General features: G+C 73.7%; 24 protein-coding genes. 11 read left to right on the top strand and 13 right to left on the bottom strand.

Going from position 1 to position 25186, the window contains the following annotated elements:
* Complete coding sequence (locus ABD236_RS05010; protein ID WP_344070541.1) at positions 1–405, bottom strand: (R)-mandelonitrile lyase; 405 nt, start codon at positions 403–405, stop codon at positions 1–3.
* A 24-nt stretch (positions 406–429) separates the two neighbouring features.
* Positions 430–993: a TetR/AcrR family transcriptional regulator gene (locus ABD236_RS05015; RefSeq protein WP_344070543.1), complete on the bottom strand. Its 564-nt coding sequence runs from the start codon at positions 991–993 to the stop codon at positions 430–432.
* Between the two features lie 183 nt (positions 994–1176).
* On the opposite strand from ABD236_RS05015, the gene ABD236_RS05020 reads away from it, so the two are divergent.
* Together ABD236_RS05020 and ABD236_RS05025 are read left to right on the top strand one after the other, a co-directional pair.
* A complete protein-coding gene (locus ABD236_RS05020; protein ID WP_344070545.1) occupies positions 1177–1482 on the top strand; it encodes an SHOCT domain-containing protein in 306 nt (101 codons plus the stop codon).
* Positions 1479–1625: a hypothetical protein gene (locus ABD236_RS05025; protein ID WP_425543817.1), complete on the top strand. Its 147-nt coding sequence runs from the start codon at positions 1479–1481 to the stop codon at positions 1623–1625. The genes ABD236_RS05020 and ABD236_RS05025 overlap by 4 nt, the downstream gene beginning before the upstream one ends.
* 45 nt (positions 1626–1670) lie before the next feature.
* Here ABD236_RS05025 and ABD236_RS05030 read toward each other — a convergent pair whose 3' ends face one another.
* Both ABD236_RS05030 and ABD236_RS05035 read right to left on the bottom strand, forming a co-directional pair.
* Complete coding sequence (locus ABD236_RS05030) at positions 1671–2204, bottom strand: ATP-binding protein (protein WP_344070546.1); 534 nt, start codon at positions 2202–2204, stop codon at positions 1671–1673.
* 145 nt (positions 2205–2349) lie between these two features.
* Positions 2350–2676: a hypothetical protein gene (locus ABD236_RS05035; protein WP_344070548.1), complete on the bottom strand. Its 327-nt coding sequence runs from the start codon at positions 2674–2676 to the stop codon at positions 2350–2352.
* Between the two features lie 286 nt (positions 2677–2962).
* On the opposite strand from ABD236_RS05035, the gene ABD236_RS05040 reads away from it, so the two are divergent.
* Positions 2963–4060: a PLP-dependent cysteine synthase family protein gene (locus ABD236_RS05040; protein ID WP_344070550.1), complete on the top strand. Its 1098-nt coding sequence runs from the start codon at positions 2963–2965 to the stop codon at positions 4058–4060.
* 155 nt (positions 4061–4215) lie between these two features.
* On the opposite strand, the gene ABD236_RS05045 is transcribed toward ABD236_RS05040, so the two are convergent.
* Entirely contained in the window at positions 4216–4686 is a 471-nt protein-coding gene (locus ABD236_RS05045; protein ID WP_344070552.1) for an SRPBCC family protein, read from the bottom strand.
* A 78-nt stretch (positions 4687–4764) separates the two neighbouring features.
* Complete coding sequence (locus ABD236_RS05050) at positions 4765–5646, bottom strand: DeoR/GlpR family DNA-binding transcription regulator (RefSeq protein ID WP_344070554.1); 882 nt, start codon at positions 5644–5646, stop codon at positions 4765–4767.
* Positions 5647–5893: 247 nt separating this feature from the next.
* Here ABD236_RS05050 and ABD236_RS05055 point away from each other — a divergent pair, with 247 nt between their 5' ends.
* Entirely contained in the window at positions 5894–8170 is a 2277-nt protein-coding gene (locus tag ABD236_RS05055; RefSeq protein ID WP_344070556.1) for a hypothetical protein, read from the top strand.
* A 23-nt stretch (positions 8171–8193) separates the two neighbouring features.
* Here the strand turns inward: ABD236_RS05055 and ABD236_RS05060 are convergent, their stop codons facing one another.
* The 4 genes from ABD236_RS05060 to ABD236_RS05075 form a co-directional block, all read right to left on the bottom strand.
* On the bottom strand, positions 8194–10590 hold the full coding sequence (locus ABD236_RS05060; RefSeq protein ID WP_344070558.1) for a right-handed parallel beta-helix repeat-containing protein: 2397 nt from the start codon (positions 10588–10590) through the stop codon (positions 8194–8196).
* 91 nt (positions 10591–10681) lie between these two features.
* Positions 10682–11212 (bottom strand): Rv1733c family protein, encoded by a 531-nt coding sequence (locus ABD236_RS05065; RefSeq protein WP_344070560.1) that lies wholly within the window; start codon positions 11210–11212, stop codon positions 10682–10684.
* A gap of 217 nt (positions 11213–11429) precedes the next feature.
* Positions 11430–12263: an MOSC domain-containing protein gene (locus ABD236_RS05070; protein WP_344070562.1), complete on the bottom strand. Its 834-nt coding sequence runs from the start codon at positions 12261–12263 to the stop codon at positions 11430–11432.
* Positions 12264–12347: 84 nt separating this feature from the next.
* Positions 12348–12800 carry a DUF6643 family protein gene (locus ABD236_RS05075; protein ID WP_344070564.1) on the bottom strand — a complete coding sequence of 151 codons (453 nt, stop codon included), beginning with the start codon at positions 12798–12800 and terminating at the stop codon, positions 12348–12350.
* Between the two features lie 232 nt (positions 12801–13032).
* Between ABD236_RS05075 and ABD236_RS05080 the strand changes: the two genes are divergently transcribed.
* Entirely contained in the window at positions 13033–14397 is a 1365-nt protein-coding gene (locus tag ABD236_RS05080; RefSeq protein ID WP_344070566.1) for a TerD family protein, read from the top strand.
* A gap of 113 nt (positions 14398–14510) precedes the next feature.
* On the opposite strand, the gene ABD236_RS05085 is transcribed toward ABD236_RS05080, so the two are convergent.
* Entirely contained in the window at positions 14511–15686 is a 1176-nt protein-coding gene (locus ABD236_RS05085) for a glycosyltransferase (protein ID WP_344070568.1), read from the bottom strand.
* 58 nt (positions 15687–15744) lie between these two features.
* On the opposite strand from ABD236_RS05085, the gene ABD236_RS05090 reads away from it, so the two are divergent.
* Both ABD236_RS05090 and ABD236_RS05095 read left to right on the top strand, forming a co-directional pair.
* Positions 15745–16530, top strand: a complete 786-nt coding sequence (locus tag ABD236_RS05090) for a glutamate racemase (RefSeq protein WP_344070570.1) — start codon at positions 15745–15747, stop codon at positions 16528–16530.
* 69 nt (positions 16531–16599) lie between these two features.
* Positions 16600–17178, top strand: a complete 579-nt coding sequence (locus ABD236_RS05095) for a hypothetical protein (protein WP_344070572.1) — start codon at positions 16600–16602, stop codon at positions 17176–17178.
* Positions 17179–17335: 157 nt separating this feature from the next.
* Here the strand turns inward: ABD236_RS05095 and ABD236_RS05100 are convergent, their stop codons facing one another.
* Positions 17336–18397 (bottom strand): O-antigen ligase family protein, encoded by a 1062-nt coding sequence (locus ABD236_RS05100; RefSeq protein ID WP_344070574.1) that lies wholly within the window; start codon positions 18395–18397, stop codon positions 17336–17338.
* A gap of 223 nt (positions 18398–18620) precedes the next feature.
* Here ABD236_RS05100 and lnt point away from each other — a divergent pair, with 223 nt between their 5' ends.
* The 4 genes from lnt (at position 18621) to ABD236_RS05120 (ending at position 23652) form a co-directional block, all read left to right on the top strand.
* The gene (gene lnt, locus ABD236_RS05105) at positions 18621–20255 is read left to right on the top strand and encodes an apolipoprotein N-acyltransferase (RefSeq protein WP_344070576.1); all 1635 of its coding nucleotides are present in this window, start codon (positions 18621–18623) and stop codon (positions 20253–20255) included.
* A 10-nt stretch (positions 20256–20265) separates the two neighbouring features.
* Entirely contained in the window at positions 20266–20745 is a 480-nt protein-coding gene (locus ABD236_RS05110; protein WP_344070578.1) for an NUDIX hydrolase, read from the top strand.
* Between the two features lie 56 nt (positions 20746–20801).
* Complete coding sequence (locus ABD236_RS05115) at positions 20802–21605, top strand: 3-hydroxybutyrate dehydrogenase (protein WP_344070580.1); 804 nt, start codon at positions 20802–20804, stop codon at positions 21603–21605.
* Between the two features lie 130 nt (positions 21606–21735).
* Positions 21736–23652, top strand: coding sequence for a helix-turn-helix domain-containing protein (locus ABD236_RS05120; RefSeq protein ID WP_344070582.1), 1917 nt, complete (start codon positions 21736–21738; stop codon positions 23650–23652).
* Here ABD236_RS05120 and ABD236_RS05125 read toward each other — a convergent pair.
* On the bottom strand, positions 23642–25009 hold the full coding sequence (locus ABD236_RS05125) for an MFS transporter (protein ID WP_344070584.1): 1368 nt from the start codon (positions 25007–25009) through the stop codon (positions 23642–23644). The two genes, ABD236_RS05120 and ABD236_RS05125, sit on opposite strands and share 11 nt — an antisense overlap.
* Positions 25010–25186 lie beyond the last annotated feature (177 nt).

Genomic DNA, 25186 nt, shown 5'->3' on the forward strand with positions numbered 1-25186 from the left:
TCAGGAGGTGGCGGACGGGTAGGCGTCGGCGCCGACATGGCGGTCCCAGTCGACCGAGGTGCCGTCCTGGGCGGCCTCGACGACCGCGAGATGGGTCATGAAGGTGTGCGGCCCGGCGCCGTGCCAGTGCCATTCGTCCGGCTCGATCCAGACGGTGTCGCCCGCCCGGATCGGCTCGACGGGTCCGCCCCGGCGCTGTACCAGGCCCTCGCCCTCGGTCACGTGCAGGACCTGGCCGTGCGGATGGCGGTGCCAGGCGGTGCGGGCGCCGGGGGTGAAGTGGACGCTGAACATCCGCAGTCGGGACGGGGACGGGGGCGCGGCGATCTCGTCGAGCCAGACCGTGCCCGTGAAGTGCTCGGCCGGGCCCCGCACACTGGCGGGCCGCTGACGGGTGACATGCATGGGTGGCGCTCCTCGGGCAGGCTCTCAGGGGTTGCGGGGCGCGAGCAGGGCGAGCAGGCCGCGGACGCCCGCGTCGAAGGCGGCGGGCGAGCCGGCGGCGCGCGCCAGGACATAGCCGCCCTGGACGGTCGCGACCACCGTCGCCGCGATCTCCTCGGGCACCACGGGAGCGCTGAACTCACCCGCGTCCAGGCCCTCTTGGACGATCTCGGCGAGCCGTCCGCGCAGCCAGTCGATCGTCTCGGTGACGGGCGCGCGCAGCTCCTCGCTGGCGATGACGTCCGGGTCCATGGTCAGCCGGCCCACCGGGCAGCCGCGCAGGACGTCGCGCTCGCGCAGCAGATAGCCGCGGAGTCGTTCGTACGCGGTGCCCTCGCCCCCGAAGGAGGCCTCGGCGCTCGCGCGCAGCTCCTCGGCGGTGCGCCGGATGGCGGCGAGCGCCAGGTCCGGCTTGCCCGCGAAGTGGTGGTACATGCTGCCCTGGCCCGCGCCCGCCTGCTGCTGGATCGCCTTGGGGCTGGTGCCGACGTAGCCCCGCTCCCACAGCAGCTCCCGGGTGGCCTCGATCAGACGCTCTGGGGTGCTCATGATCCCTACTGTACATACTAGTAGGTACACAATCCAGAGCAGCCGTGCGCGCCCGGTCTACTCCCCGTGGGGTACGCCGGATGCCGCTGGCCGTACGACGACCCGGGCCACCCCTCGGAGGCAGTCTCGAAAGCACCACGAGACAGCACCACGAGACCACCCTCGACCGAGGAGCTGAGCACCATGAACACGCTGGCCTACGACGGACCCGGACCCTGGATCCTCTTCTTCCCGCTGATCTGGGCGGCCGTGATCCTCACGGTCGTGACCGTGCTGCGCCGCACCGTGTGGCGCGGTCGGCGCGGCCCCTGGCGCCCGCCCTTCGACGAGCCCCGCTCCTACGGTGAGCGCCCCTCGCTGGACGCGCGCTCACCCCTCGCCGTGCTCGGCCGGCGCTTCGCCGCCGGGGAGATCGATGAGGACGAGTACTGGCGCCGGCTCTCCGTCCTGGACGAGGAGTTCGGCCGCCGCAAGGACGGTGCGGCATGACCGCCGCACCGCGTCCCACGGCCACCGCCGCCGGGGTCGTCGACACCGTCGGCCCGCGCGACCGACTGCGCCACCGGCCCGCCGAGTTCTCCGGCGCCCGGCGGCAACGCGTCGCCGCGGCAAGGGCGTTCGCCGCAGAGTGAGGGGCGGTGACCGCCACGAGGGCCCCGCTCCGCCCTCCCGCCCGGTCAGCCCGCCGCGGGCAGCCGGGCGGGCGTGCGCGGATGGCCGCCCCGTGCCTCGGTACGCACCAGGGCGGGCCGCTTGCGCAGACACGGGCCGGTCGCCTTGGACCCGTACGCCGGGCGGGCCGGCAGCGCCACCGGGGTCGGCGCGGGGAGCGTGAACCACACGGTCTTGCCCGAGGCGCCCTGCGGGCGCACCCCCCAGCTCTCGCTGACCGCCGCGATCATCGCGAGGCCGCGGCCGTTGGTGGCGAAGGGGTCGGTGCTGCGCACCGTGGGCATCCGGGGGTCGTGGTCGTGCACCGACACCGTGAGCCGGTCGCGCAGCAGCTCGATCTCCACGGTGCAGAGCTTGTCCGGCTGGGCGTGCCGGTGGACGTTGGTCAGCAACTCGGTGACGCCCAGCGCCGCCTCGTCTATCAGAGGATCGAGATGCCAGTAACGCAACTGTGCTGAAACGATTCTGCGGACCTGTCCGATCCGCGACGGCAGGGCTTGGAGCTCCACCGTGCAATGCCTGCTCGACTGGCTGATCACGGCTGCGACTCCCCGATTGAGGTCCGGAAGAAGCTTGTCTGTCCGACGGGCTGGATCGCAGCGTGACCGCCGGTAAACCCTGAGTGATGTGAGACCAGGGTGGCGCAGGGGTCGGCGCTCCGCAACTCGCGCCCCACCAGCCCCCTCAGCCGCGCGGTTCCCCGGCCGGGCGCACCGCCTGGAGGAAGCGCTGGGCGAGCTCCGCGCCGCGTGGCCGGCCGCTCTGCTGGCCCATGGTGAGCCGGTAGCGGTGGCCGTTGAGCCTGGCCACGGTCCGGTCCGCCTTGGCCGCCCACGGCAGCAGCGGCTTGCCCGCGCTCACCGCGCGCAGCGGCGCGCTGTCGATCTCGCGCCCGCTGCTGGTGAGCAGGGCGAGCCGGCCGTCCTTGATCAGGACTTGTCCCGCCCTGGTCAGTGAACGCGTCCAGCGTTCGATCCGCACACCCCTGGCGCTGAACTCGGGCTCGGTCATGGCCGCTGTGCCCCCTTCGTACCGTTCCTGCTGGGCAGTCTGCACAACGATGGCCGTACGCACCAGGGCGCGCGGAGGATCGGCCGTCACCCGCCGCCGTGCGCCCCTTCACCGGTGTCCCACAAGCCACCCCTATGGATCCCCAAAGGGAATGTTTGTGCAGGTGAGGGCGGTATTGTCAAGTGAGGGAGCCGAGCGTTTCCCGTCAACTTCGACGAACCCGTTTCACGACCTTCCCCGCCCGGGCGCCCCGCCCTCCGGGGGCCGCCAGACTTGGAGGAGTGGCATGGAGACCATCGACGTGGACCGCAGCGACGCGGCCTACCGGGCGTGGCTGAAGGACGCCGTGCGCAAGGTCCAGGCCGACGCCAACCGCTCCGCCGACACACATCTGCTGCGCTTCCCGCTGCCCGAGCGGTGGGGCATCGACCTGTACCTCAAGGACGAGTCCACCCACCCCACCGGCAGCCTCAAGCACCGGCTCGCCCGCTCGCTCTTCCTGTACGGGCTGTGCAACGGCTGGATCCGGCCCGGCAAGCCGGTCATCGAGGCGTCCAGCGGCTCGACCGCGGTGTCCGAGGCGTACTTCGCCGGGCTCGTGGGGGTGCCGTTCATCGCCGTGATGCCCCGCACCACCAGCGCCGAGAAGATCCGGCTGATCGAGTTCCACGGCGGCCAGTGCCACTTCGTGGACGACTCGCGCAAGATGTACGAGGAGGCCGCGGCCCTCGCGCTGGAGACCGGCGGCCACTACATGGACCAGTTCACCTACGCGGAGCGGGCCACCGACTGGCGCGGCAACAACAACATCGCCGAATCGATCTACCAGCAGCTGAGACTGGAGCGCTACCCGGAGCCCGCGTGGATCGTCGCCACCGCCGGGACCGGCGGCACCTCGGCCACCATCGCCCGCTATGTGCACTACATGCAGTACGACACCCGCATCTGCGTCCCGGACCCGGAGAACTCCTGTTTCTTCGACGGCTGGACCCGTGGCGACGCGCTCGCCAGCAGCGACTGCGGCTCGCGCATCGAGGGCATCGGGCGGCCCCGGATGGAGCCGAGCTTCCTGCCCGGCGCCATCGACCGGATGATGAAGGTCCCGGACGCGGCGAGCGTCGCGGCCGTACGCGCCCTGGAAGGAACCATCGGCCGCAAGGCGGGCGGCTCCACCGGCACCGGTCTGTGGTCCGCGCTGAAGATCGTCTCCGAGATGGTGGCCGCCGGGCGCACCGGCAGTGTGGTCACCCTGCTGTGCGACCCGGGCGACCGCTACCTCGACAAGTACTACTCGGATGCCTGGCTGGCCGAACAGGGCCTGGACATCGCGCCGTACACGACGGCGATCACCACCTTCCTGGCCACGGGAGTGTGGCCGGAGTAGGACGGTCGCGGCCGGGCCGCGCGGCCGGAAGCGGCCAGTCGGGGGCGGGACCGGGCCGCTCAGGTGTGTGAGGCCGCCGCCGGCCGGGGCCTCGCCGTTGCGCTCCAGGGCCTGGCCTCGTGGGGCGCGCGGGAAGGCGGCGAAAGGCCCCAGGGCTAGGAGGCCGCTGCCAGTCGGCGGTCGAGGGTCCTCACCGCGTCGCGGAAGGCCCGGCCGAAGCCCGGCCGGCCCAGCCGCAGCGCGAACCGCAGCGGTGCGCCGGCCGAGGCCGCGAAGGTCCACTGCACCCGGGTGCCCCGGCCGGCCGGGGTGAGCCGCCACTCCTCCAACAGGGCGTGCAGGCCGGGCGCGTTGGTGACGTCGACCCGGTAGGCGTAGCGCGCGCCTGGCTCGGCGGCCATCACCGTCTCCTCGAACCGGGTGCCGCCGCGCAGCCGGACCTCCCGGCCGCCTTCGGTGGCCCGCGCGTGGCTCACCGCCGAGAACCACCGGGGCCAGGCCTCCGTCTCGACGGCCAGCGCGCGGTAGAGGGCGTCCGCCGGAGCGGCCGCGTCGGCGGCGAAGACCAGGCGCAGCGGAGCGGTCTCGACGAAGTCGAGCTCCACGGGACGGAGTCGGCGAGCCATCGGGCCGCACCTCCAGTGATCGGTGTGGACGGGCACGAGCGAGCGGCAGCGAGCCCGCACACCTTAACTGGCGGTCCGTCAGATGTCTTCGGCCAAGGCCGCGTCCGCCTCCGAACGCGCCTCGGCGGCCCCGGCCGCGTCGTCGTCGCCCGCCACCAGCAGCCCCGGCAGATGCTCGGCCATCTCCTCGCGGGCCGCGTCGGAGAGCCCCGAGTCCGTCACCAGCGTGTGCACCTCGTCCAGCGAGGCGAACGAACTCAGCCCCACCGTCCCCCACTTGGTGTGGTCCGCGACCACCACGACCCGCCGCGCGGACCGCACGAACCGGCGGTTGGTCTCCGCCTCCGCCAGGTTCGGGGTGGAGAGCCCCGCCTCCACCGAGATGCCGTGCACCCCGAGGAAGAGCACATCGAAGTGGAGCGAGCGGATCGCCTGGTCCGCGACCGGCCCCACCAGCGAGTCCGACGGGGTGCGCACCCCGCCGGTGAGCACCACGGTCGCCGCCCCCGGCCGGTTGCCGGTGGCGCCCGCGGCCCGCTGCGCCGCGTGGAAGACGTCCGCGACCCGCACCGAGTTGGTCACCACCGTCAGATCCGGGACGTCGAGGAGCTGGTGCGCCAGCGCGTACGTCGTCGTACCACCGGAGAGCGCGATGGCGCTGCCCGGCACGGCCATCGCGGCCGCCGCGCGCGCGATGTCCTCCTTGGCGCTCAGCTCCAGGCCCGACTTGGCCTCGAAGCCGGGCTCGTGCGTGGAGGCCTCGACCACCGGCACCGCCCCGCCGTGCACCTTCTCGATCACGCCCTGGCGGGCCAGCGCGTCCAGGTCCCGGCGGACCGTCATGTCCGAGACGTTGAGCTTCCGGGTGAGCTCGTTGACCCGGACCCCGCCGCGCCGTCTGACCTCGTCGAGGATCAGGGCGCGACGCTGCTCCGCGAGCAGGTTCTGGTTGTCGCTCACTGCCGGGTCGGTCCTTCCGCGTCGCCGTACATGTCGTCGCCGTACATCCGAATCCTGTCACGGGGAGATTCCGTGAGGACACCGCACCGGGGCCCCCGATCCGAGATCCTGGAGAACCCGCACGCCACCGCCCCCACGCCGAGGTCCACCGGCCCCCGCACGACGCCCGACCCGCACGGTCCGCGATCCGCACGACGGCCCCCGCCGTCCCCCGCCGCCGATCCTCCCACGAGAGCGAGTCACAGAAGTGCCCCGTGCCACACCTGCCGCCGACGACGCCGGGCCCGCGCTCGAACTGCTCGTCCACGGGGTCGGTGGCGCCACCCCGCAGTCCATGCTCGACGACCCGCGCACGGTCCGGATCACCGGCGACGAGACCGCCGCCGTCTTCCGCCGCACCGAGGACGCCGACGCCGAGGAGCACCCCGAGCGCTACCGCGACAAACCGGTGCCCGAGGCCTACTGCTGGGCCAACCTCACCTCCGGCAACGGCGCCCGCGCCCTGTGGCTGCTGCTCCTGCCGTTCATGGTGGTCAACCTCGCGCACTGGATGCGCCCGCCCGCCCGGGAGTCCGCCCGCGCGGTGCGGCTGTACGGGGTCCTGGTGCGGCTCGTCGCCCTCAGCCTGACCGTGCTGCTCACCGCCACCGCCTGCGAGGTCGCGCTCGATCTGGCCGCCTGGCAGTGCGCGGGCACCGCGGACTGCGCCGCCGGGAAGTCCTGGCTCGGCTTCCTCTCGCCCGAGCGGCACGGCTGGTGGAGCCCGCCCGGGCGCCGTCTGGCACTGGCCGCGCTGGTGCCCGCCGCCCTGACCGGACTGCTCTGGTACCTGTCCAACCGGACCTGGAGCGCGTACGAGTCGCAGCAGCCGCTCGGCGCCGCGGGAGACGACGACGAGCCGGACGCGCCCGCCCTGAGCCGACCCGGCTTCTGGTACGGGCGCCGCCTTGTCGCCCGGCTGCGCGCCGCGCACACGGCCGCCGCCTTCCTCACCGTCGCCGCGGCCGTCACCACTGCCGCCGCCCGGCACGACCGGGCCGCCGCGAACACCGCGCTGGACGTCCTGGGCCGGCTGCTGACGGCGGCTCTCCTCGTCGGCGCGGCCGTCGTGGTGGCTGTGGTGTGCGGCCGCGGCCGCAGCGAGTCGCGCCTGGACGAGCACCTGGACCGGGCCGTCATCGCGCTGCTGCCCGCCGCCGCCCTCGGCCTGCTCGCCCTGTCGATGGTGTACGCCTGCTGGGACCGGCCCGGCTGGGCCTCGCACTCCACGCTCCCGGGCGACCGCACCTTCGGGGTCATCGCCCTCGCCCAGGGCGTCCTGGTCGTCCTGCTCGCCGGGGTCGCGCTCCTGCTGCGGCGCCGCGCGCACGACTCCCGTACCGCTCTGTCGGGCCTCGGCGGCCCCGCCGTCGCGCTCCTCGCGTGCGCGCTCGGCGGAGTGATGACCGGCGGGGTCGCCCAGCGGGTGGCGGACTGGCTGGACGGGCCCGGCACGCCGGGCGCGGCCCGCGACGTCCTCGCGGGCCCGCCGCCGCTGCTCACCTGGCAGGCCTCGGTGATCCCGGCCCTGCTCGCCCTCCTCGTCCCGGCCGTCGTCCACTTCGCGTTGCGCACCTGGCGCACCGCGCGCGCCGAGGAGGCGGGGCTGCTCGCGGACTACCCGGGCGAACTCCCGGACACCGCCCGCTCCCGGCGCATCGCCACCGCCCGCGCGATGGCCTCGCTCACGGACCGCACGCCCACCTTCCTGGGACTCGTCGGAGCCGCCACCCTGCTGCTGGGCGCGGGCGCGCTCGCGGGCTCCTGGGCCACCGGGCAGGTCCCCGGGCGGGCGGCGGACGACGCGCCGGGCGCGGTCGCCTCGGCCGCCGACACCGCCCAGGCACTCGGCTCCTGGCTCACCGGACTCGGCTTCGTGCTCTTCGTCACCTGGGGGCGGCGGGCCTACAAGGACGCCGCCGCCCGGCGCACCATCGGCATCCTGTGGGACGTGGGCACCTTCTGGCCGCGCGCCGCCCACCCGTTCGCGCCGCCCTGCTACGCCGAGCGGGCCGTGCCCGACCTCGCCTGGCGGATGAACACCTGGACCGCGCGCACCGGCGGCCGGCTGGTCATCTCCGGCCACTCCCAGGGCAGCGTCCTCGCGGCCGCCGCCGTCTGGCAGCTCCCGGCCCGCACCCGCCGCAGCGTCGCCCTGCTCACCTACGGCTCGCCCCTGGAGCGCCTGTACGGGCGCTGGTTCCCCGCGTACTTCGGCCGCCCGGAGCTGACCGCCCTCCACCATCAGCTGCACTGCTGGCGCAATCTGTGGCGGCCCACCGACCCGATCGGCGGTCCGGTGCTGCCCGGCACCACCGTGGACCGGGGCCCGCTCCTCGACCCGCTCGCCTTCGGCCGGACGAAACGGCAGCCGCTGCCCGCCCCGATCCTGGGCCACTCCGACTACCAGGCCGACCCGGTCTTCGCCGAGGAGCGCACCGCCCTGCTCGACGAACTGACACCGGCGCTGCCGCAGCAGCGTTGACAGGCAGTCAACAAGCGCTGTCGTCAGGGCAGTTCGGGCAGATCGTCGGCGTAGAGCAGACTCAGGTCGTCCGGGCTCGCGTCGGCGAACTGGGCGACCCGCCCCGCGTGCCGCTCCACCATCGACTCGAACGTCTGGCGCGCGGTGCGGCCGTTGCCGAACGCCGGGCCCTTGGGCAGCGCCGTGAAGTACTTCAGGAGCGCCTCGGCGGTCCCGCCGCCCAGCCGGTACTCGTGCTCCTCCGCCTGCTGCTCCACGATCCGCAGCAACTCGTCCGGGTCGTAGTCGCTGAAGGTGATGGTCCGGGAGAAACGGGACGCCACCCCGGGGTTGACGCGGAGGAAGCGCTCCATCTCCGCCGTGTACCCCGCGACGATCACCACCACCGCCTCGCGGTGGTCCTCCATCAGCTTGACCAGGGTGTCGATCGCCTCCCGGCCGAAGTCCCGGCCGGAGTCCTCGGGCGACAGCGCGTACGCCTCGTCGATGAACAGCACTCCGCCGCGCGCCCGGTCGAACGCCTCCTGGGTGCGGATCGCGGTCGAGCCGATGTGCTCGCCCACCAGGTCCACCCGGGACACCTCCACGAGGTGCCCGCGCTCCAGGACCCCGAGCGAGGCCAGGATCTCCCCGTAGAGCCGGGCCACCGTGGTCTTGCCGGTGCCGGGGGAGCCGGTGAAGACCAGATGGCGGCGGACCGAGGCGGCCTTGAGACCGGCCCGCTGCCGCTTGCGACCCACCTCGATCATGTCGGTGAGCGCCCGCACCTCGCGCTTGACGCTCTCCAGGCCCACCAGCGCGTCGAGTTCCCCCAGCACGTCCTGTGAGGAGCGGGCGGGCTCGACCGCGGGCTCCGGAGCCTTGGGAGGGTGCTGCCCGGGGACCGTGGAGAGCAGGCCCATCGTCTGCGTGGCGGTCTGCACGGCGGGCGGCTCGGCCGGCCCGGGGCGCACCCCGCTCTCGTCGCTGGTGCAGTCCTGCGAGACCGGCCCGTCCTCGCCGAACTCGTACCCCCCGCGCGCGCAGCGCTCCGTACGGCAGCGGGTCAGCGTCGTACGGCAGCCGTCCACCACATGGAAGCCGTAGCCCCCGCTGCCGGTCACCCGGCAGCCGTGGAAGGTGCCCCGGCCCTCCGCCGAGACGTAGAACCCGGCCTCGGCGGGCGCCGTGACCGTACAGCGCTCGATCCGGGGGTCGGCGCCCTTGGTGACGATCACGCCGGTCTGCGCGGCGTCGATGGTGCAGTTGGCGAGGGTCCCGCCGCTGCCGTGGTCGCGGAACCAGGCACCGGTGGAGACCTCCCTGATCCGGCAGTCGTCGAGCTGCGCGGTGGCGCCGTCGCTCACCGACACCGCGGTGTTGCGCACCTGCGAGATGTCGCTGTCGACGACGTCGGCGCGCGAGCCCCGGTCCAGCACGAACAGCGCGTCCGGCACGTCGTGGACCCGGCACCCCTCCAGGACCGCCGTGGCGCCGTCGCTGACCCACACCGCCGGGTAGTCGCCCGTACTGTCGTGGATCTCGCACTGGTTGGCGTCCACCCGGGTGCCCGGGTCCCACACCGACAGGCCGTTGCGGCCGAAGCTGCGCACCGCCGAGCGGGTCAGCGTCAGCACCGACCGGGAGCGCAGGTCCACCGCGTTCTCCGGGATGTCGTGGATGTCGCAGTCCGCGAGGGTGAGCACCGCGTCCGTGTCGAGGGTGACCCCGTCCGCCGAGGTGCGGTGCACCGTGCACTCGGTGAGGTGGGCGGTGGCGCGCGCGGCGATCTGCACCCCGGCGCCCTTGATCTCGTACACCTCGCAGCCCAGCGCCTCCAGGCCGGAGCCCTCGCCGGTGACCGACAGGCCCGCGCCCGAGGCGTGGTGGACCCGGCAGCGCTCCAGACGGGGGTGGGCGCCCGCGCGGACCGAGACGCCCGACTGGCCGGCCGCGACCACCTCGCACTCCTCGAACAGCCCGCCCGCGCCGTCCAGTACGCCGATGCCGACGCCGCCCGGGTTGTCCACCGTGCACCGGCGGACCGTGGGGCGGGCCGCGCCGCGTACCTCGATGCCCACCGCCGACCGCGTCACCACCCGCAGGTCGCACAGCTCGGGGGCGCCGTCCTCGATCAGCAGGGCGGGCGCCGCCGCGTCCTGCCCCTCCAACTGGAGGTCCTGGACGGTGGCCGAGGCGCGCACGGTCAGCGGGACGCCGTCGACCGGGGCGATCCGCACCGAACCGGCCGAACCCTCCGGGCCGCGCAGGGTCACGGCCCGCCGCAGGACCAGGTTCTCGCGGTAGGTGCCGGGCGCGACCGTGAGGACGTCGCCGTCCGCGGCGGCCTCCAGGGCAGCGGCGAGCGAGGCGTACTCACCGGTGCGGCGGCGCCATCTCGAAGTGCCGGTGTGGGTTACCTGGACCGTGCCCTGAGCCATGGCGCTGCTGTGCCCCCACCTCGTGCGTGCGAACGCTGTACGTGCGACTGATGGTCCACCGTAGCGCGCGCGGGGCCGCTGGGTTGACGGGTCAGCTGCCTGCTCCCGCACGGCCCCAGTCCGGACCGTATCCGGCCCAGGCGCGGTCGAGACGGGCATACCGCCGTCGCATCAGACGCCATACGACCAGCCGCCGTATCCCCTCCACGAGAGCGGCCGCCGCGGTGGCCGCGCCGAGACCGGCGAAGACCGCGTGCGCGTGGGCGGTGGTGGAGTCCAGGGGGCGGCTCGTCCGTATGCCCCGGTCGTCCGTCCACATACGGAAGGTGGAGCCCGCCGGGGCGGCTCGCCTGGGGGCGGCGACCGTGCCGGTGTGGAGCGTGCCGTCGTACGCCGTCCAGTGGGCGACCACCCGGATCCGGCCCTCGCGCGCGCCCACGCCCTCGGCGTCACCCACCCGGTTGCGCTCGTGGGTCTGATGGACCACCACGGCCGTCGTCGCGTGGCGCTCGCGCTGCTCCCGGGTCACCGTGCGCTGTAACGCGCGGTCCGTGACGGCCCCGCACACACCCCCCAGGACGGGCGAGGCCAGCACCACCAGCACCAGGGCCACCAGCGTCACCCATGCCTCCACGAGATCCGTACGACGGCGTAAGGAGTTCTGCCGCCAACGCCACACCCCCACTGCGGATCGCACTGGATCGCACCCCCTTCCGCTTGCGTCCTGGCCCCGCGCGGTCCGCCCTACGCGCGAGCGGGCCCAAGAGAGAGCAACGTCACCCGAGCCCCCTCCCGCACAACGCGTCCGTCCTCCCCACGAGTTCCCGCAGAAGGGCGCCTTACGCGAGAACGCGCAGGGGATCACCGGTGCGGATGACGCCGGGGCTCTCGGGGACGACGTTCTGCCCGAACACGAGCTTGGTGCCGAAGCGGCGGTGGCGGCCCAGGGTGCGCAGCGGCTCGCGGCCGCGCTCGGCGCTCGCCTGGTCGGTGGTGGTGATGACACAGCGCCCGCAGGGCTTGGCGACGCGGAAGACGACGTCGCCGACGGCGATCCGCGACCAGTGGTCCTCGGCCCACGCCTCGGTGCCGTCGATGACCACGTTGGGGCGGAACCGGTTCATCGGCAGCGGCCCCTCGTGCGGACGGTCGCCCTGCGCGATCAGTGCGTTCAGCGCGTCCAGCGAGGCGGTGGTGGCGATCAGGAGCGGGAAGCCGTCGGCGAAGCTCACCGTCTCGCCCGGCAGCGCGAAGTCCGGGTCGATCGGCCGCCGGGTCGCGGGGTCGTCGAGGTGGACCAGGCGGACCTCCGCCCCGAGGTGCTCGCTGAACCACGCGTGCGCGGCCTCGTCCGCCGCTATCGCCTCGACCTTCTTGCCGAAGAGCGTCACCGCGACGGGGCCGATCGGCTCGGGCACGGCGACGGTCAGATCCTCGCGGCCGGGCGCGGACAGCCGGACGGAGCCGTCCGGCAGCGCTCGGGCGGCGGCCAACGCGAGCCGCGCCCGCTCGCGTTGGGTCACGGCCTTCCCGGCGGCGTCGACGACCATCCAGCGGCGGTCACCGAGCGGACCCCAGGGCTCGACCGGCACCTCGTCGAGTCGGTACCCCCCGACCGACTTGACGGGGTAGACGTTGAGCTGGCTCACGGCGGGCTGCGAAGGACTCTCCATGAGCCAATCCTGCCAGCCGCCTCGGACAACCGGTCGAACGCGGGGGAGCGGGGGCCCGGAGGCGCCCGGCTCGGTGACCCCTGCTCAGTATCCCGTGTTCTGGTACGGCTGCTGGTAGCCGTCGTAGGGCGCCGGGGCGGGCGCGGGCCGCGGGGCCGCGGGGCGCATCGCCTCGTAGCCCGTCGGGGCCATCGGGCGCTGCTGCTGGACCTGCGGTCCCGGATAGCCGCGCGGGACCCCGGTCTGCTGCGGGATGTAGGGCGCGGGCGCGCTCTGCAGCGGCACCGGCTGCGGCGCCTGCTGGTAGCCGTACGAGGAGGCGTAGGCGGGCTGCTGGGAGGGGCCGGACGGCAGGGCGGGGAGCGCGGCCGGAAGGGCCGGCAGATAGCTGCTGCCGGTGTCGTACATGGCGGGCACTCGGATCGGGGCGATCTGAGGCGTGCCCCGCTCTGCGACCAGGGAGTCGTAGATGGGGGTGTCCGGGAAGGACGGCGCGGAGTAGTAACCGCCGCCATAGGTGGAGCGGGGGGAGGTCATGGCACATAAGTTAAGCCCACGATGTGGTCGTTGGGGAGTCCGACAAGAAGGGTTGTTTTATGGGTTCGGAGTGACCGCACATCCCTAATGCGAGCGAACATGGGAAAATCGGTCGCGCAGGAGCGTAGGGATCGTGTAAAGAGCGAGCTCGGAGGGGGTTACCGGCGGGTGCCGGAACGTCTGGCGGGGCTTAGGTTGACGGTGCGGAAATCCTCCGGCACCCCGACTCGCGATGGGGGCGAGCATGTCCATGCTTAAAGGGTCCAATGTCCCGGTGCCGGCACCGGCCGTACGCGTCGAATTGGCCTGGCGTTCCGGTCCCGGCGTGCCGGACGCCGACGCCTCGGCCCTGCTGATCGCGGCGGGCACCGGGAAGGTCCGCTCCGACGCGGACTTCGTCTTCTACAACCAGCCGGCCCACTCCTCGGGCGCGGTGCGCCACGAGGGCAAGCGGAGCTCGGCCGAGGGCGTCACCGACACGCTCTTCGTCGACCTCGCGCGCGTGGAGCCCGGCATCGAGCGTGTGGTGCTGGCCGCCTCCGCCGATGGCGGAACGTTTGGCCGCGTGCCCGGGCTGTGCATCCGCCTCCTGGACGCCGCCGGTGGCGCGGAGCTCGCCCGCTTCGACAGCGCGGACGCGACCGTGGAGACGGCGTTCATCCTGGGCGAGCTCTACCGGCGCCAGGGCGCCTGGAAGTTCCGCGCGGTGGGCCAGGGCTACGACTCCGGACTCGAAGGGCTGGCAACCGATTTCGGGATCACCGTCGACCGGCCCGGCGCTGCGGCCCCTCAGCAGGCCCCGGCCCCCCAGCAGGCCCCGGTCCCGGCCCCGGTGGCCGTACCGCCGGGGTCCGCGCCGCCCGCCGCCGCGACCACCGCCCCCGCCACCGCGGCCACCGTCCCCGCCTTCCCGGCGGCGGCTCCGCCGCCGCCCGCCGCGCCGCCCGCGCCCACCCCCGTACGCCTGTCCAAGGTGACGCTGACCAAGGCCGCCCCCACCGTCTCGCTGGCCAAGCAGGGCGGCAGCTCGGGGGCGTTGCGGGTCAACCTGAACTGGCAGATGCGCAAGCAGTTCACCGGCTGGGGCGCCAAGCTCGGCAGAGCCGTCGCCAACCACGCCGACCTCGACCTGGACCTGTGCGCCCTCTACGAGCTCGCGGACGGCCGCAAGGGCGTCGTCCAGGCGCTCGGCAACGCCTTCGGCTCCCTCAGCAGGCCCCCGTACATCCACCTGGACGGCGACGACCGCACCGGCGCCGTCAGCTCCGGCGAGAACCTCACGGTCAACCTCGACCACAAGGACCAGCTCCGCCGGGTGCTGATCTTCGTGACGATCTACGAGGGCGCCCGCAGCTTCGCCGACCTGCACGCCACCGTCACCCTCCAGCCGCAGCACGGCGCGGCGATCGACTTCTCCCTCGACGAGTGCACCGTGCCCTCCACGGTCTGCGCGCTGGCGCTGCTCACCAACAACGGAGGCGACCTCGTCGTCCAGCGCGAGGCCCGCTATCTGGTGCCGGCACGGGGCGTGAGCCCGCAGCGCACGATCGACAAGGAGTACGGCTGGGGCATGAACTGGACGCCCGGCCGCAAGTGACGCGCGCGTGGGCGCGGTTCGGGCCGACGGGGGAGCGGCTGGGTTCCGCCGACGACCGGCGGCGCGGCCCCGCCGGCTCGGCCACGCGGCGGCCTGGCCCGGCCCGGCCCGGCTCACTGGTCCGGCGTGGCCTCCGGGCGCGCATAAGTGCGCCCCTTCCATGCCGCTCCGCGCCCCCGGTAGTGCTGGACGGCCGAGTCGACCGTCATCAGCAGGTAGAGCAGCGCCGTGAACGGCAGCAGCGGGGCGAGCAGCAGCGGCTGGCGGTAGTAGCGCAGCATCGGTACGTACGTCCCGGCCATCACCAGCCAGGCGAGCCCGCCCGCCCAGCCCGCCACGGCGTCGTTCCGCGCCATCCCGGCGAAGAACGCGACCGGGGGCGCGAGATAGATGAGCGCGAGCCCCACGACCGTCCCGATCAGCAGGACGGGACTGTGCCGCAGCTGTGCGTAGGCGCTGCGCGCCACCATGCGCCACAGGTCGGCGAGGCGCGGATAGGGGCGCACGCTGTCGACGCGCTCCGCGAGCCCCAGCCAGATCCGCCCGCCCGAGCGGCTCACCGCGCGCGCCACCGACACGTCGTCGATGACCGCCTGGCGCACCGACTCCGGAACGCGCGCCCGCTCGGCGGCCTCCGTCCGCAGCAGTACGCAGCCCCCGGCGGCGGCCGCCGTGCGCGCCCCCGGGGTGTTGATCCAGCGGAAGGGGTACAGCTGCGCGAAGAAGTAGACGAAGGCCGGGACCACCAGCCGCTCCCAGCCGCTCGCCACCCGCAACCGCGCCATCTGCGACACCAGGTCGAGCCGGTTGGAGCGGGCGGCCGCCACCAACTCCCGCAGGCTGTCCGGCTCATGGGCGATGTCGGCGTCGGTGAGCAGCAGATACTCGGGCTCGCGCGCGCGAGCCAGCGCGATGCCCTGGCGCAGGGCCCACAGCTTCCCGGTCCACCCGGGCTCGGGCTCGCCCGGCCGGACCACGGTCAGCGGCAGCGCGCACTCCTCCCGCGCGGCGAGCGCCCGCGCCAGCTCACCCGTGCCGTCCGAACTCCCGTCGTCGACCAGGAAGATCTCCGCCTCCCCGGGGTAGTCCTGGGCGAGCAGGGTCGGCAGGCTGCGCGGCAGCACCTGCGCCTCGTCCCTGGCCGGTACGACGACGGCCACATACGGCCAGTCCCGCGGGGCCGAACGGGCGGGCAGACGCTGGTCGGTGCGCCAGAAGAAACCCTGTCCGAGCAGCAGCCAGAGCCAGCAGGCCAGGGACACCAAGGCGATCCATGCGAGGGCGCTCATCCGCCGCAGTCTGCACCACCTGGGCCGGTGCGCAAGGGCGGTCGACTATGGTGACCGGGTGAAGATCGCGCTCATGGACTCCGGAATCGGCCTGCTGGCGGCGGCCGCCGCCGTGCGCCGGCTGAGGCCGGACGCCGACCTCGTCCTCTCCTCCGCCCCGGACAGCATGCCGTGGGGACCCCGTACGCCCGAGGACGTCACCGAGCGCGCGCTCGCCGTGGCGCGTGCCGCCGCCGAGCTCCGTCCCGACGCCCTGATCGTGGCCTGCAACACCGCCTCGGTGCGTGCGCTCCCGGCGCTGCGCGCGGCGCTGGAGCCGAGCATCCCGGTGATCGGGACCGTCCCGGCGATCAAGCCGGCCGCCGCCAACGGCGGCCCCGTCGCCATCTGGGCCACCCCCTCCACCACCGGCAGCCCCTACCAGCGCGGACTGATCGGCGAGTTCGCCGATGGCGTGGAGGTCACCGAGGTCCCCTGCCCCGGCCTCGCCGACGCGATCGAGCACGGTGACGAGCCCGCCATCGAGCTGGCCATCGCCGCGGCGGCCGAGCTGACCCCCAAGGACGTAAGGGACGTCGTCCTGGGTTGCACCCATTACGAGCTGGTCGCCGAGCGGGTCCGTGAGGCGGTGCGGCAGCCCGGCGCCTCCGCGCCCGGCCTGTACGCCAGTGCCCCGGCCGTCGCCGCCCAGGCGCTGCGCCGGATCGGCGCGGAGGCCGCCCCCGACGCGGCACCCACCGGCGGTCTGACGGTCCTTCTCAGCGGCCGGACCGGCAACCTCAGCGACATCGCGCTCGGGTACCCGGAAGGCCGTCTGCTACAGAAGGTCACCGTTTCTCGCTGAGCATGACGGCATCGCTCACTGAGAGTGGCGTCACTGTCGGTCCTGTGGATTCTGAGTAGTCTGCTAGGCATGAGGGACTTTCCCCCCGAGCCCCCGGCGCACGACCCCGGTGTACCGGCGCTCGTCCCGCAGCCGGCGATCTGGACCGGTCGCGCGACCAACCGCGTCCAGTGGCTGCTGGCCGCCGCGGGCGCGGCCTGCGTGGCCCTCGGCATCGAGCTGGCCGTCGACTCCAACTGGACGTCCGGCGTCGCCCCGCTGCTCATGTCGGTGATCGGCTGCGTCACGGCCGGGCTCCTGGTGCTCTACGGCACACTCGCCTTCGTCCATGTGGCCGTGAAGGTCGACGACGACTGCCTCGAAGTGCGCTGCGGCCACATCGGCCTGCCGCGCCGCCGCATCTCGCTCGACGACGTGGTGGGCGCCGACTTCGCGCCCCGTGTGACCCCCCGCCAGTGGGGCGGCTGGGGCTACCGCTGGCGCCCGGAGAAGGGCACTGCCGTGGTCGTACGCCGAGGTGAGGGCCTGGTGCTGCGGCTCGGCGACGGCCGTGTCTTCACCGTGACGGTGGACGACGCCGAGGCCGCGGTCCGCGTCATCCGCGACCGGCTGCGCCTGCTCGGCACCGCCAAGCACGCCGAGGCCTGACGCTTTCCGGAGGCGCTCCTTTTTCCGAGTCGCTCCCACTTTGGGGGTGCGCTCCCCCTTCGTGCAGACGTACGAACCCGGGGCCTCCGGTCGGGTCGGCCCGCCCAGTCGGCCCAAACACCTTCACCCACGCGCGCGTGGTTCCGTACCTCCGCCGTCACCCGCTCACACGCACGACATCCACGCCCCGGTCCGCCTCCTGCTGCCCCTCCCCGGTCGGCCGCGCGGTCGCCAGGCCCGCCAGCAGGCCCGCGCCCATCGTCACCGGGGTGAAGCTCAGCGCGTTGCCGACGCAGGCGAAGGCGGCCAGCGCGGTGAGCGCGGCCCCCGCCGTCAGGGCGACCGGCGTGGCGCGGGGCGAGCGCCACAGCGCGTACAGGATCCAGCCGTAGGTCGACCCCAGCAGGCCGGCTCCCACCGCGCCCTGCTCGGACGCCTGCTGGAGCAGCGCGGAGTGCGGCTTCCCGGCGGCGCCCGGGGACTGCCGGGCCACCGGGCTGAGGCCGCCGAACCGGTCGGGCCCGGTTCCCCGCAGCGGATGGTCCTCGGCCAGGTCCACCGCGTCCCGCCACAGCAGCACGCGCTCCGTGGTGAGCTGGCCCTCCAGGGAGACGGTGAGTCCGTCGGGCAGCACGTCCTCGGCCACCGCGACCGAACCCACCGCCACCAGGGCGGCGACCGCGGCCAGCCCGGCGAGGCCCACCGTCCGGTGTCGCATCCTGGCCGCGGCCAGGGAGCACAGCAGCACGCCGAGCGCCGCCGCGCAGCCCGCCGCCGAGCCGAGCGCGAGGGCCATGCCCGCGCACCCCACCGCCAGCAGCCGCAGTGCGAGGCGTACGAGGGCCGTACGCGCCGCCCAGGCCCCGCAGCAGGCCGCTCCGGCAGCCAGGGCGGGGAGCGCGGCCGAGACGCCGATATGGCCCGGCAGCGGGTCCACGGTGGCGCCGGGGACACCGTCCCTGGAGGCGTACGCGAGGACCAGGCCCGCGGTCGCGGCGCAGGCCGCCGCCGCCACGGGCACCAGGCTGCCGCTGATCCGCCCCAGCGCGTACCCGGCCGCCACCGCGAGCACCGCCAGCAGGACGCCCTCCGGCCGGGCCTCCCGCCCGGCCGCCGCGATCAACGACCAGCCCGCGCAGGCGCCGAGCACGACGACGCCGACGAGATCGGGCCCGGCCCGGCGCTCGGGTGCGGCGGACCGGCCTGTGGTTGTGCTCATCCGCGCCCCCCGGCCGTCTGACGGACTGCGCACACCGTAGTGGGGTGGGGCACGATCTGGGTACAGATCGTGCGGAAACGTTCCGGCAGGGGGTTCCGTCCGATGTCCGTACGCGTACGGACGTAGGGTTCGGGCGCACAACGGCGGTGATCGTACGCATATGGACGGTTACTGTACGAACCGGTCTGACGCAGGCACAGCCGGCGGCCGTAGACTCCGCCGGGTGAGCACGACCACCACCCCCACAGCCGAGCCAGAGCAGCTCGAACCGCAGCCCGCCACCGCCTCGCGCGGCCGTCGGCTGCTGCACCGGCTCATCAGGCCCGCGGCGGCCGCGCTGTCCGGTGTGCTGCTGTATCTGAGCTTCCCGCCGCGGCCCCTGTGGTGGCTGGCGGTGCCCGCGTTCGCGGTCCTCGGCTGGTGTCTGCGCGGGCGGACCTGGAAGGCCGGATTCGGGCTCGGCTACCTCTTCGGCCTCGGCTTCCTGCTGCCGCTGCTCGTCTGGACGGGCGTGGAGGTCGGCCCCGGCCCGTGGCTGGCCCTCGCGGCCATCGAGGCGATCGGGGTCGCCGCCGCGGGCGCCGCGATGGCGGTCGTCTCTCGGCTGCCCGGCTGGCCGGTGTGGGGCGCCGCCCTGTGGATCGCCTCCGAGGCCGTACGCGCGCGCGTGCCGTTCGGCGGCTTCCCCTGGGGCAAGCTCGCCTTCGGCCAGGCGGACGGCGTGTTCCTGCCGCTCGCCGCCCTGGGCGGCACTCCTGTCCTCGGCTTCGCCGTGGTGCTCTGCGGCTTCGGCCTCTACGCGTGCGTGCGCCAGGCCCTGCGCCTGCGCGCCACCGGCGTCCTGCGCAAGGGGGCCGCGGCTGGCGCCCTGGCCGCCCTGCTCGCCCCGGTCGCCGTCGCCTTCGCCTCGACCCCGCTGGTCAGCGACAAGGCCGAGAAGGGCACCGCCACGGTCGCGGTGATCCAGGGCAATGTGCCGCGCCTCGGGCTGGACTTCAACGAGCAGCGCCGCGCGGTGCTCGACTACCACGTGCGCGAGACCCTGCGGCTGGCCGAGCGGGTCAAGGCCGGCCAGGCGGCCAAGCCCGACTTCGTGCTGTGGCCGGAGAACTCCTCGGACGTCGACCCCTACACCGACGCCCAGGCCTACACCGACATCGACCGGGCGGCCAGGGCGGTCGGCGCGCCGATCTCGGTCGGCGCGGTCGTCGAGCGCCCCGACGGGCGGCTCTTCAACGAGCAGGTGCTGTGGGACCCGAGGACGGGCCCCGGAGCCACCTACGACAAGCGGCAGATCCAGCCCTTCGGCGAGTACATCCCGCTGCGCGGCTTCATCAAGCAGTTCAGCCCCGGCTATGTCTCCATGGTCCGCCAGGACTTCAGCCGCGGCACCAAGGCCGGCGTGTTCGACATGGCGGGCACCCGGGTCGGCATCGCCACCTGCTACGAGGCGGCCTTCGACTGGGCCGTGCGCGACACCGTCACCCATGGCGCCCAGATCATCTCCGTACCCAGCAACAACGCCACCTTCGACCGCAGCGAGATGACCTACCAGCAGCTCGCCATGTCGCGGGTGCGCGCGGTCGAGCACAGCCGGACCGTCACCGTCCCGGTGACCAGCGGCGTCAGCGCGGTGATCATGCCCGACGGCGAAGTCGTCCAGAAGACCCGGATGTTCACCCCGGACTCGCTGGTGGCCAAGGTGCCGCTGCGCTCCTCCCAGACCCCGGCGACCCGGCTCGGCACCGCGCCCGAGTGGACCCTGGTGGCGCTCGCGGCGGCGGGCCTCGGCTGGGCGGTGAGCCGTACCGTACGCGCGCGTCGCGAGCGGCGGACCGGGGCCGTCGAGGCTGGTTAGGGTCGGGGGCATGGCGACACCAGAGTTCATCCGCGAGATCCGGGCCTCGGCCGGCCACCAGCTGCTGTTCCTGCCGGGCGTCAGCGTCGTGGTCTTCGACGACGAGGGCCGGGTGCTGCTCGGCCGGCGCGTCGACACCGGCCAGTGGTCGATCATCGGTGGGATACCCGAGCCCGGCGAGCAGCCTGCCGAGACCGCCGTGCGCGAGGTGTACGAGGAGGCCGCCGTACGGTGCGTCGTGGAGCGGGTCGTCCTGGTGGACGCCCTGAGCCCGGTCACCTACCCCAACGGCGACCACTGCCAGTTCATGGACATCTGCTTCCGCTGCCGGGCGGTCGGCGGCGAGGCGCGCGTCAACGACGACGAGTCCCTGGAGGTGGGCTGGTTCCCCGTCGACGCGCTGCCGGCCCTGGAGGAGTTCTCGCTCTTCCGGATCAAACAGGCGATGACCGATGAACCGACATGGTTCGCGCCTACGACCGACCGCTGAAGTATGGGCCCGGACCACATGGGTGAGGGGCGGGCGCACTGCCTAGGGTCAAGAACATGACCACGCCCACCACCCCTGGTCCCGTCCCCCCGTCCTATGAGCTCGACCTGGGCGGCCGCACCGCCCTGGTCACCGGGGCCGCCGGCGGCATCGGCCGGGCCTGCGCCTTGCGCCTGGTGGCCGCCGGCGCCAAGGTGCGGGCCGTCGACCGGGACGCCGAGGGGCTCGACGCGCTGGCCGCCCAGAGCGCGGGTCTCGCCGGATCCATCGAGCCGCTGGTCCTGGACCTGACCGACCTGGAGGCCGCCGAGCAGGCCGCCACCGGCACCGACATCCTGGTCAACAACGCCGGGCTGCAACTCGTGCGCCCCATCGAGGAGTTCCCGCCCGAGGTGTTCCACACCGTGCTCACGGTGATGCTGGAAGCGCCGTTCCGGCTGATCAGGGGCTCGCTGCCGCATATGTACGGGCAGGGCTGGGGCCGTATCGTCAACATCTCCTCGGTGCACGGGCTGCGCGCCTCCGCGTACAAGTCGGCGTACGTCGCGGCCAAGCACGGCCTCGAAGGGCTCTCCAAGACCGCCGCCCTGGAAGGGGCCCCGCACGGCGTCACCTCCAACTGCGTCAGCCCCGGCTATGTCCGCACCCCGCTCGTCGAGCGGCAGATCGCCGACCAGGCCGCCGCCCACGGCATCCCCGAGGAGCGCGTCCTGACCGAAGTGCTGCTCAAGGACTCCGCGCTGAAACGGCTGGTGGAGCCGTCCGAGGTCGCCGAGGCCGTCGCCTATCTCTGCGCCCCGCAGGCCTCCTTCATCACCGGCACCTCGCTCGCCCTGGACGGCGGCTGGACCGCGCACTGACGCGGCGCGCACGCGCTCCGGCGGCGTCTGCCGCCGCGCCTCCACCGCACCTCCACTCCTTGACCGGCGCCTGCCAACAGTTGTCCACAGGGCTGGCGCGGCCGCCCGTACGGCAGGTATCCCTGTGAACATGTCCCACGATCACCCGCAGTCCACCGAGTTCGCGGAGGCTCCCTACCTGGAGCTTCTGGCGCGCGGCGCGGCGGCCGAGGCGTACGACCGGCCCGCGCTGCTGGCCCGTGCCGACGGCGCCGGACCCGAGGCGCTGACCGCCCTGGAGTCCGCCCGCCGGCTCGCCCTGCGGGTCCGCGCCGACCTGGAGGGCCGACGGCGCCGGGAGGCCGAGCTCTCCGCGCTCTTCGAGACCGCCCACGACCTCGCGGGGCTGCGCGACCTGGACGCGGTGCTGCGCGCGATCGTGCAGCGCGCGCGTTCCCTGCTGGGCACCGAGGTCGCCTACCTGAGCCTCAACGACCCGGTGGCGGGCGACACCTATATGCGCGTCACCGAAGGGTCGGTGGCCGCCCGCTTCCAGCAGCTGCGGCTCGGCATGGGCGAGGGCCTCGGCGGCCTCGTCGCCCAGACCGCCCGGCCCTATGTGACGTCGAGCTACTTCGACGACGAGCGCTTTCGCCACACCAGGACCATCGACACCGGAGTGCGCGACGAGGGCCTGGTCGCGATCCTCGGCGTCCCGCTGACGCTCGGCAGCAGTGTGATCGGCGTGCTGTTCGCCGCCGACCGGCACAGCAGGGTCTTCGCGCGCGAGGAGATCGCCCTGCTCGGCTCCTTCGCGGCGCACGCGGCGGTCGCCATCGACACCGCCAACCTGCTCGCCGAGACCCGTTCCGCGCTGGCCGAGCTGGAGCGGGCCAATGAGATCATCCGGGACCACAGCGCGGTCCTGGAGCGCGCCTCCGAAGTCCACGACCGGCTCACCGAACTGGTGCTGCGCGGCGGCGGGGTGCAGGACGTGGCGAGCGCGGTGTCCGAGGTTTTGGACGGCACGGTCGAGTTCGCCGACGCCGACTCGCCGGCCTTCGCCGCCCTGGAGCTGACGGGCACGGACGGCCATGCGGTACGGAACGGAAGGGACTGGGTGGCCACGGTCGCGGCGGGCGACGAGGTGCTGGGTGCGCTCGTGCTGCGCGGCCACCCGGCGCTCGACCCGGTCGACCGGCGCACCCTGGAGCGGGCCGCCATGGTCACCTCACTGCTGCTGCTCGCCCGGCGCTCGGCGGGCGAGGCCGAACAGCGGGTGCGCGGCGAGCTCCTGGACGACCTCCTCGACGCGCCCGGCCGCGACCCCCGGCTGCTGCGCGACCGGGCCGCCCGGCTGCGGGCCGACCTGGACGCGCCGCACGTGGTCCTCGCCGCCCGCATCGAGAGCCCCGAGGACGGCACCGCGGACCGCCGGACCGCCGACCGGCAGCGGATGGGTTCGGCCGCGGCGCATCTGGCGGCGACCCGGCACGGCCTGGCCGCGGCCCGCGACGGCGGGACGGTGCTGCTGCTGCCGCTGGGCCCGGCCGACACCCCGGCCGAAGTGGCCCGCCAGCTGGCCAGACAGCTCGGCGGCGCCCTGCACGAGCGGGTCACCGTCGGCGCGTCCGCTCCCGTCGAGGCCCCGGCGGCCCGCCCCGGCGAGATATCCGAGGCGTACGCGGAGGCGCGCCGCTGCCTGGAGGCGCTGCGGCTGCTCGGCCGCCCCGGCGAGGGCGCGGCCGCCCAGGACCTCGGCTTCCTCGGGCTGCTCCTCGCGGACACCCGGGACATCGAGGGCTTCGTGGAGCGGACGCTCGGCGCGGTCGTGGCGTACGACGAGCGGCGCGGCACCGATCTGGTGCGCACCCTCGACGCGTACTTCGCGAGCGGGATGAGCCCCGCGCGCACCAAGGACGACCTGCACGTCCATGTGAACACGGTGGCCCAGCGACTGGAGCGGATAGGCAGACTGCTCGGGCCGGACTGGCAGTGTCCGGCCCGAGCGCTGGAGATCCAGCTGGCGCTGCGGCTCCATCTGATGTCGGCGGCCGTCAGACGCTGACGGAGTCCGCAGAGGGGCTCTGGGCGTCGACCTCCGCCAGATCGCGGTGGCGTGTCTCCTGGGCACAGATCAGCGCGATCACCGTGAGGAGCGCCGCCGCGATCACATAGAGGGCGATGGGGGTGGAGCTGTCGTAGTCCTTGAGGAGGGCGGTGGCGATGAGCGGGGCGGGCGCGCCGGCGGCGACCGAGGCGAACTGGGCGCCGATCGAGGCTCCCGAGTAGCGCATCCGGGTCGCGAACATCTCGGTGAAGAAGGCGGCCTGGGGTGCGTACATCGCCCCGTGGAAGACGAGCCCGACGGTCACGGCGAGCACCAGGTTGCCGAAGTCGGCCGTGTCGATCAGCGAGAAGAAGGGGAACATCCAGGCGCCGACCCCCACCGCACCGATCAGATAGACGGGCCGGCGCCCTATCCGGTCGGAGAGCGCGCCCCAGGCGGGGATCACCGCGAAGTGCACGGCGGAGGCGATCAGTACGGCGTTCAGCGCAGTCTGCTTGGCCATCCCGGCCGAGGTCGTCGCGTAGACGAGGATGAACGCGGTGATCACGTAGTAGCTGATGTTCTCCGCCATCCGGGCGCCCATCGCCACCAGCACGTCGCGCCAGTGGTCGCGCAGCACCGCCACGAGCGGCAGCTTCTCCGCCACCCGGTCGGGCTCGGCGGCCCGGCGCTCCTCCGCCCGCGCCAACGCGGCCTTGAACAGGGGGGATTCATCGACCGACAGCCGTATCCAGAGCCCGACGAGCACCAGCACCCCGGACAGCAGGAACGGAATGCGCCACCCCCAGGAGAGGAAGGCGTCGTCGGAGAGGAGCGCGGTGAGCGCCGAGAGCACACCGGTGGCGAGCAACTGCCCGGCGGGCGCCCCGGTCTGCGGCCACGAGGCCCAGAACCCGCGCCGCCGGGCGTCCCCGTGCTCCGACACCAGGAGGACGGCCCCGCCCCACTCACCACCGAGCGCGAACCCCTGCACCAGCCGCAGGGTGGTCAGCAGCACGGGCGCGGCGGACCCGACCGTGGCGTGCGTCGGCAGCAGCCCGATGGAGAAGGTCGCCCCACCCATCATGAGCAGACTCAGCACGAGCAGCTTCTTGCGCCCGACCCGATCCCCGAAGTGCCCGAAGACCAGCGCCCCCAACGGCCGCGCGGCGAACCCGACGGCGTACGTCAGAAACGACAGCAGGGTCCCGACGAGCGGGTCGGACCCGGGAAAGAACAGCTTGTTGAAGACGAGCGCGGCGGCCGACCCGTACAGAAAGAAGTCGTACCACTCGATGGTCGTCCCGATGAGGCTGGCGGCGACGATGCGGGGGAGGTTGGTGGGTCGGGGAGGAGCGGGGGCTGGGGCAGCCATGGTCACCACTTCCGGCGGTTCGGCGGGGACGGTTACGTGTCGCCATACCGTAGGAATGCGCAGGTCAGGGGCGTATGTGGTGGGGCACCATAGTTATGGGGGCGGGGGTGCGTGCGGGCACTATGGGAGGTGCGTCGGCGCTGGTCGTGTGCGAGGGCTGAGAGCGGCGCACGGTCA

The sequence above is a fragment of the Streptomyces crystallinus genome (assembly GCF_039521265.1).
Classification (GTDB): domain Bacteria; phylum Actinomycetota; class Actinomycetes; order Streptomycetales; family Streptomycetaceae; genus Streptomyces; species Streptomyces crystallinus.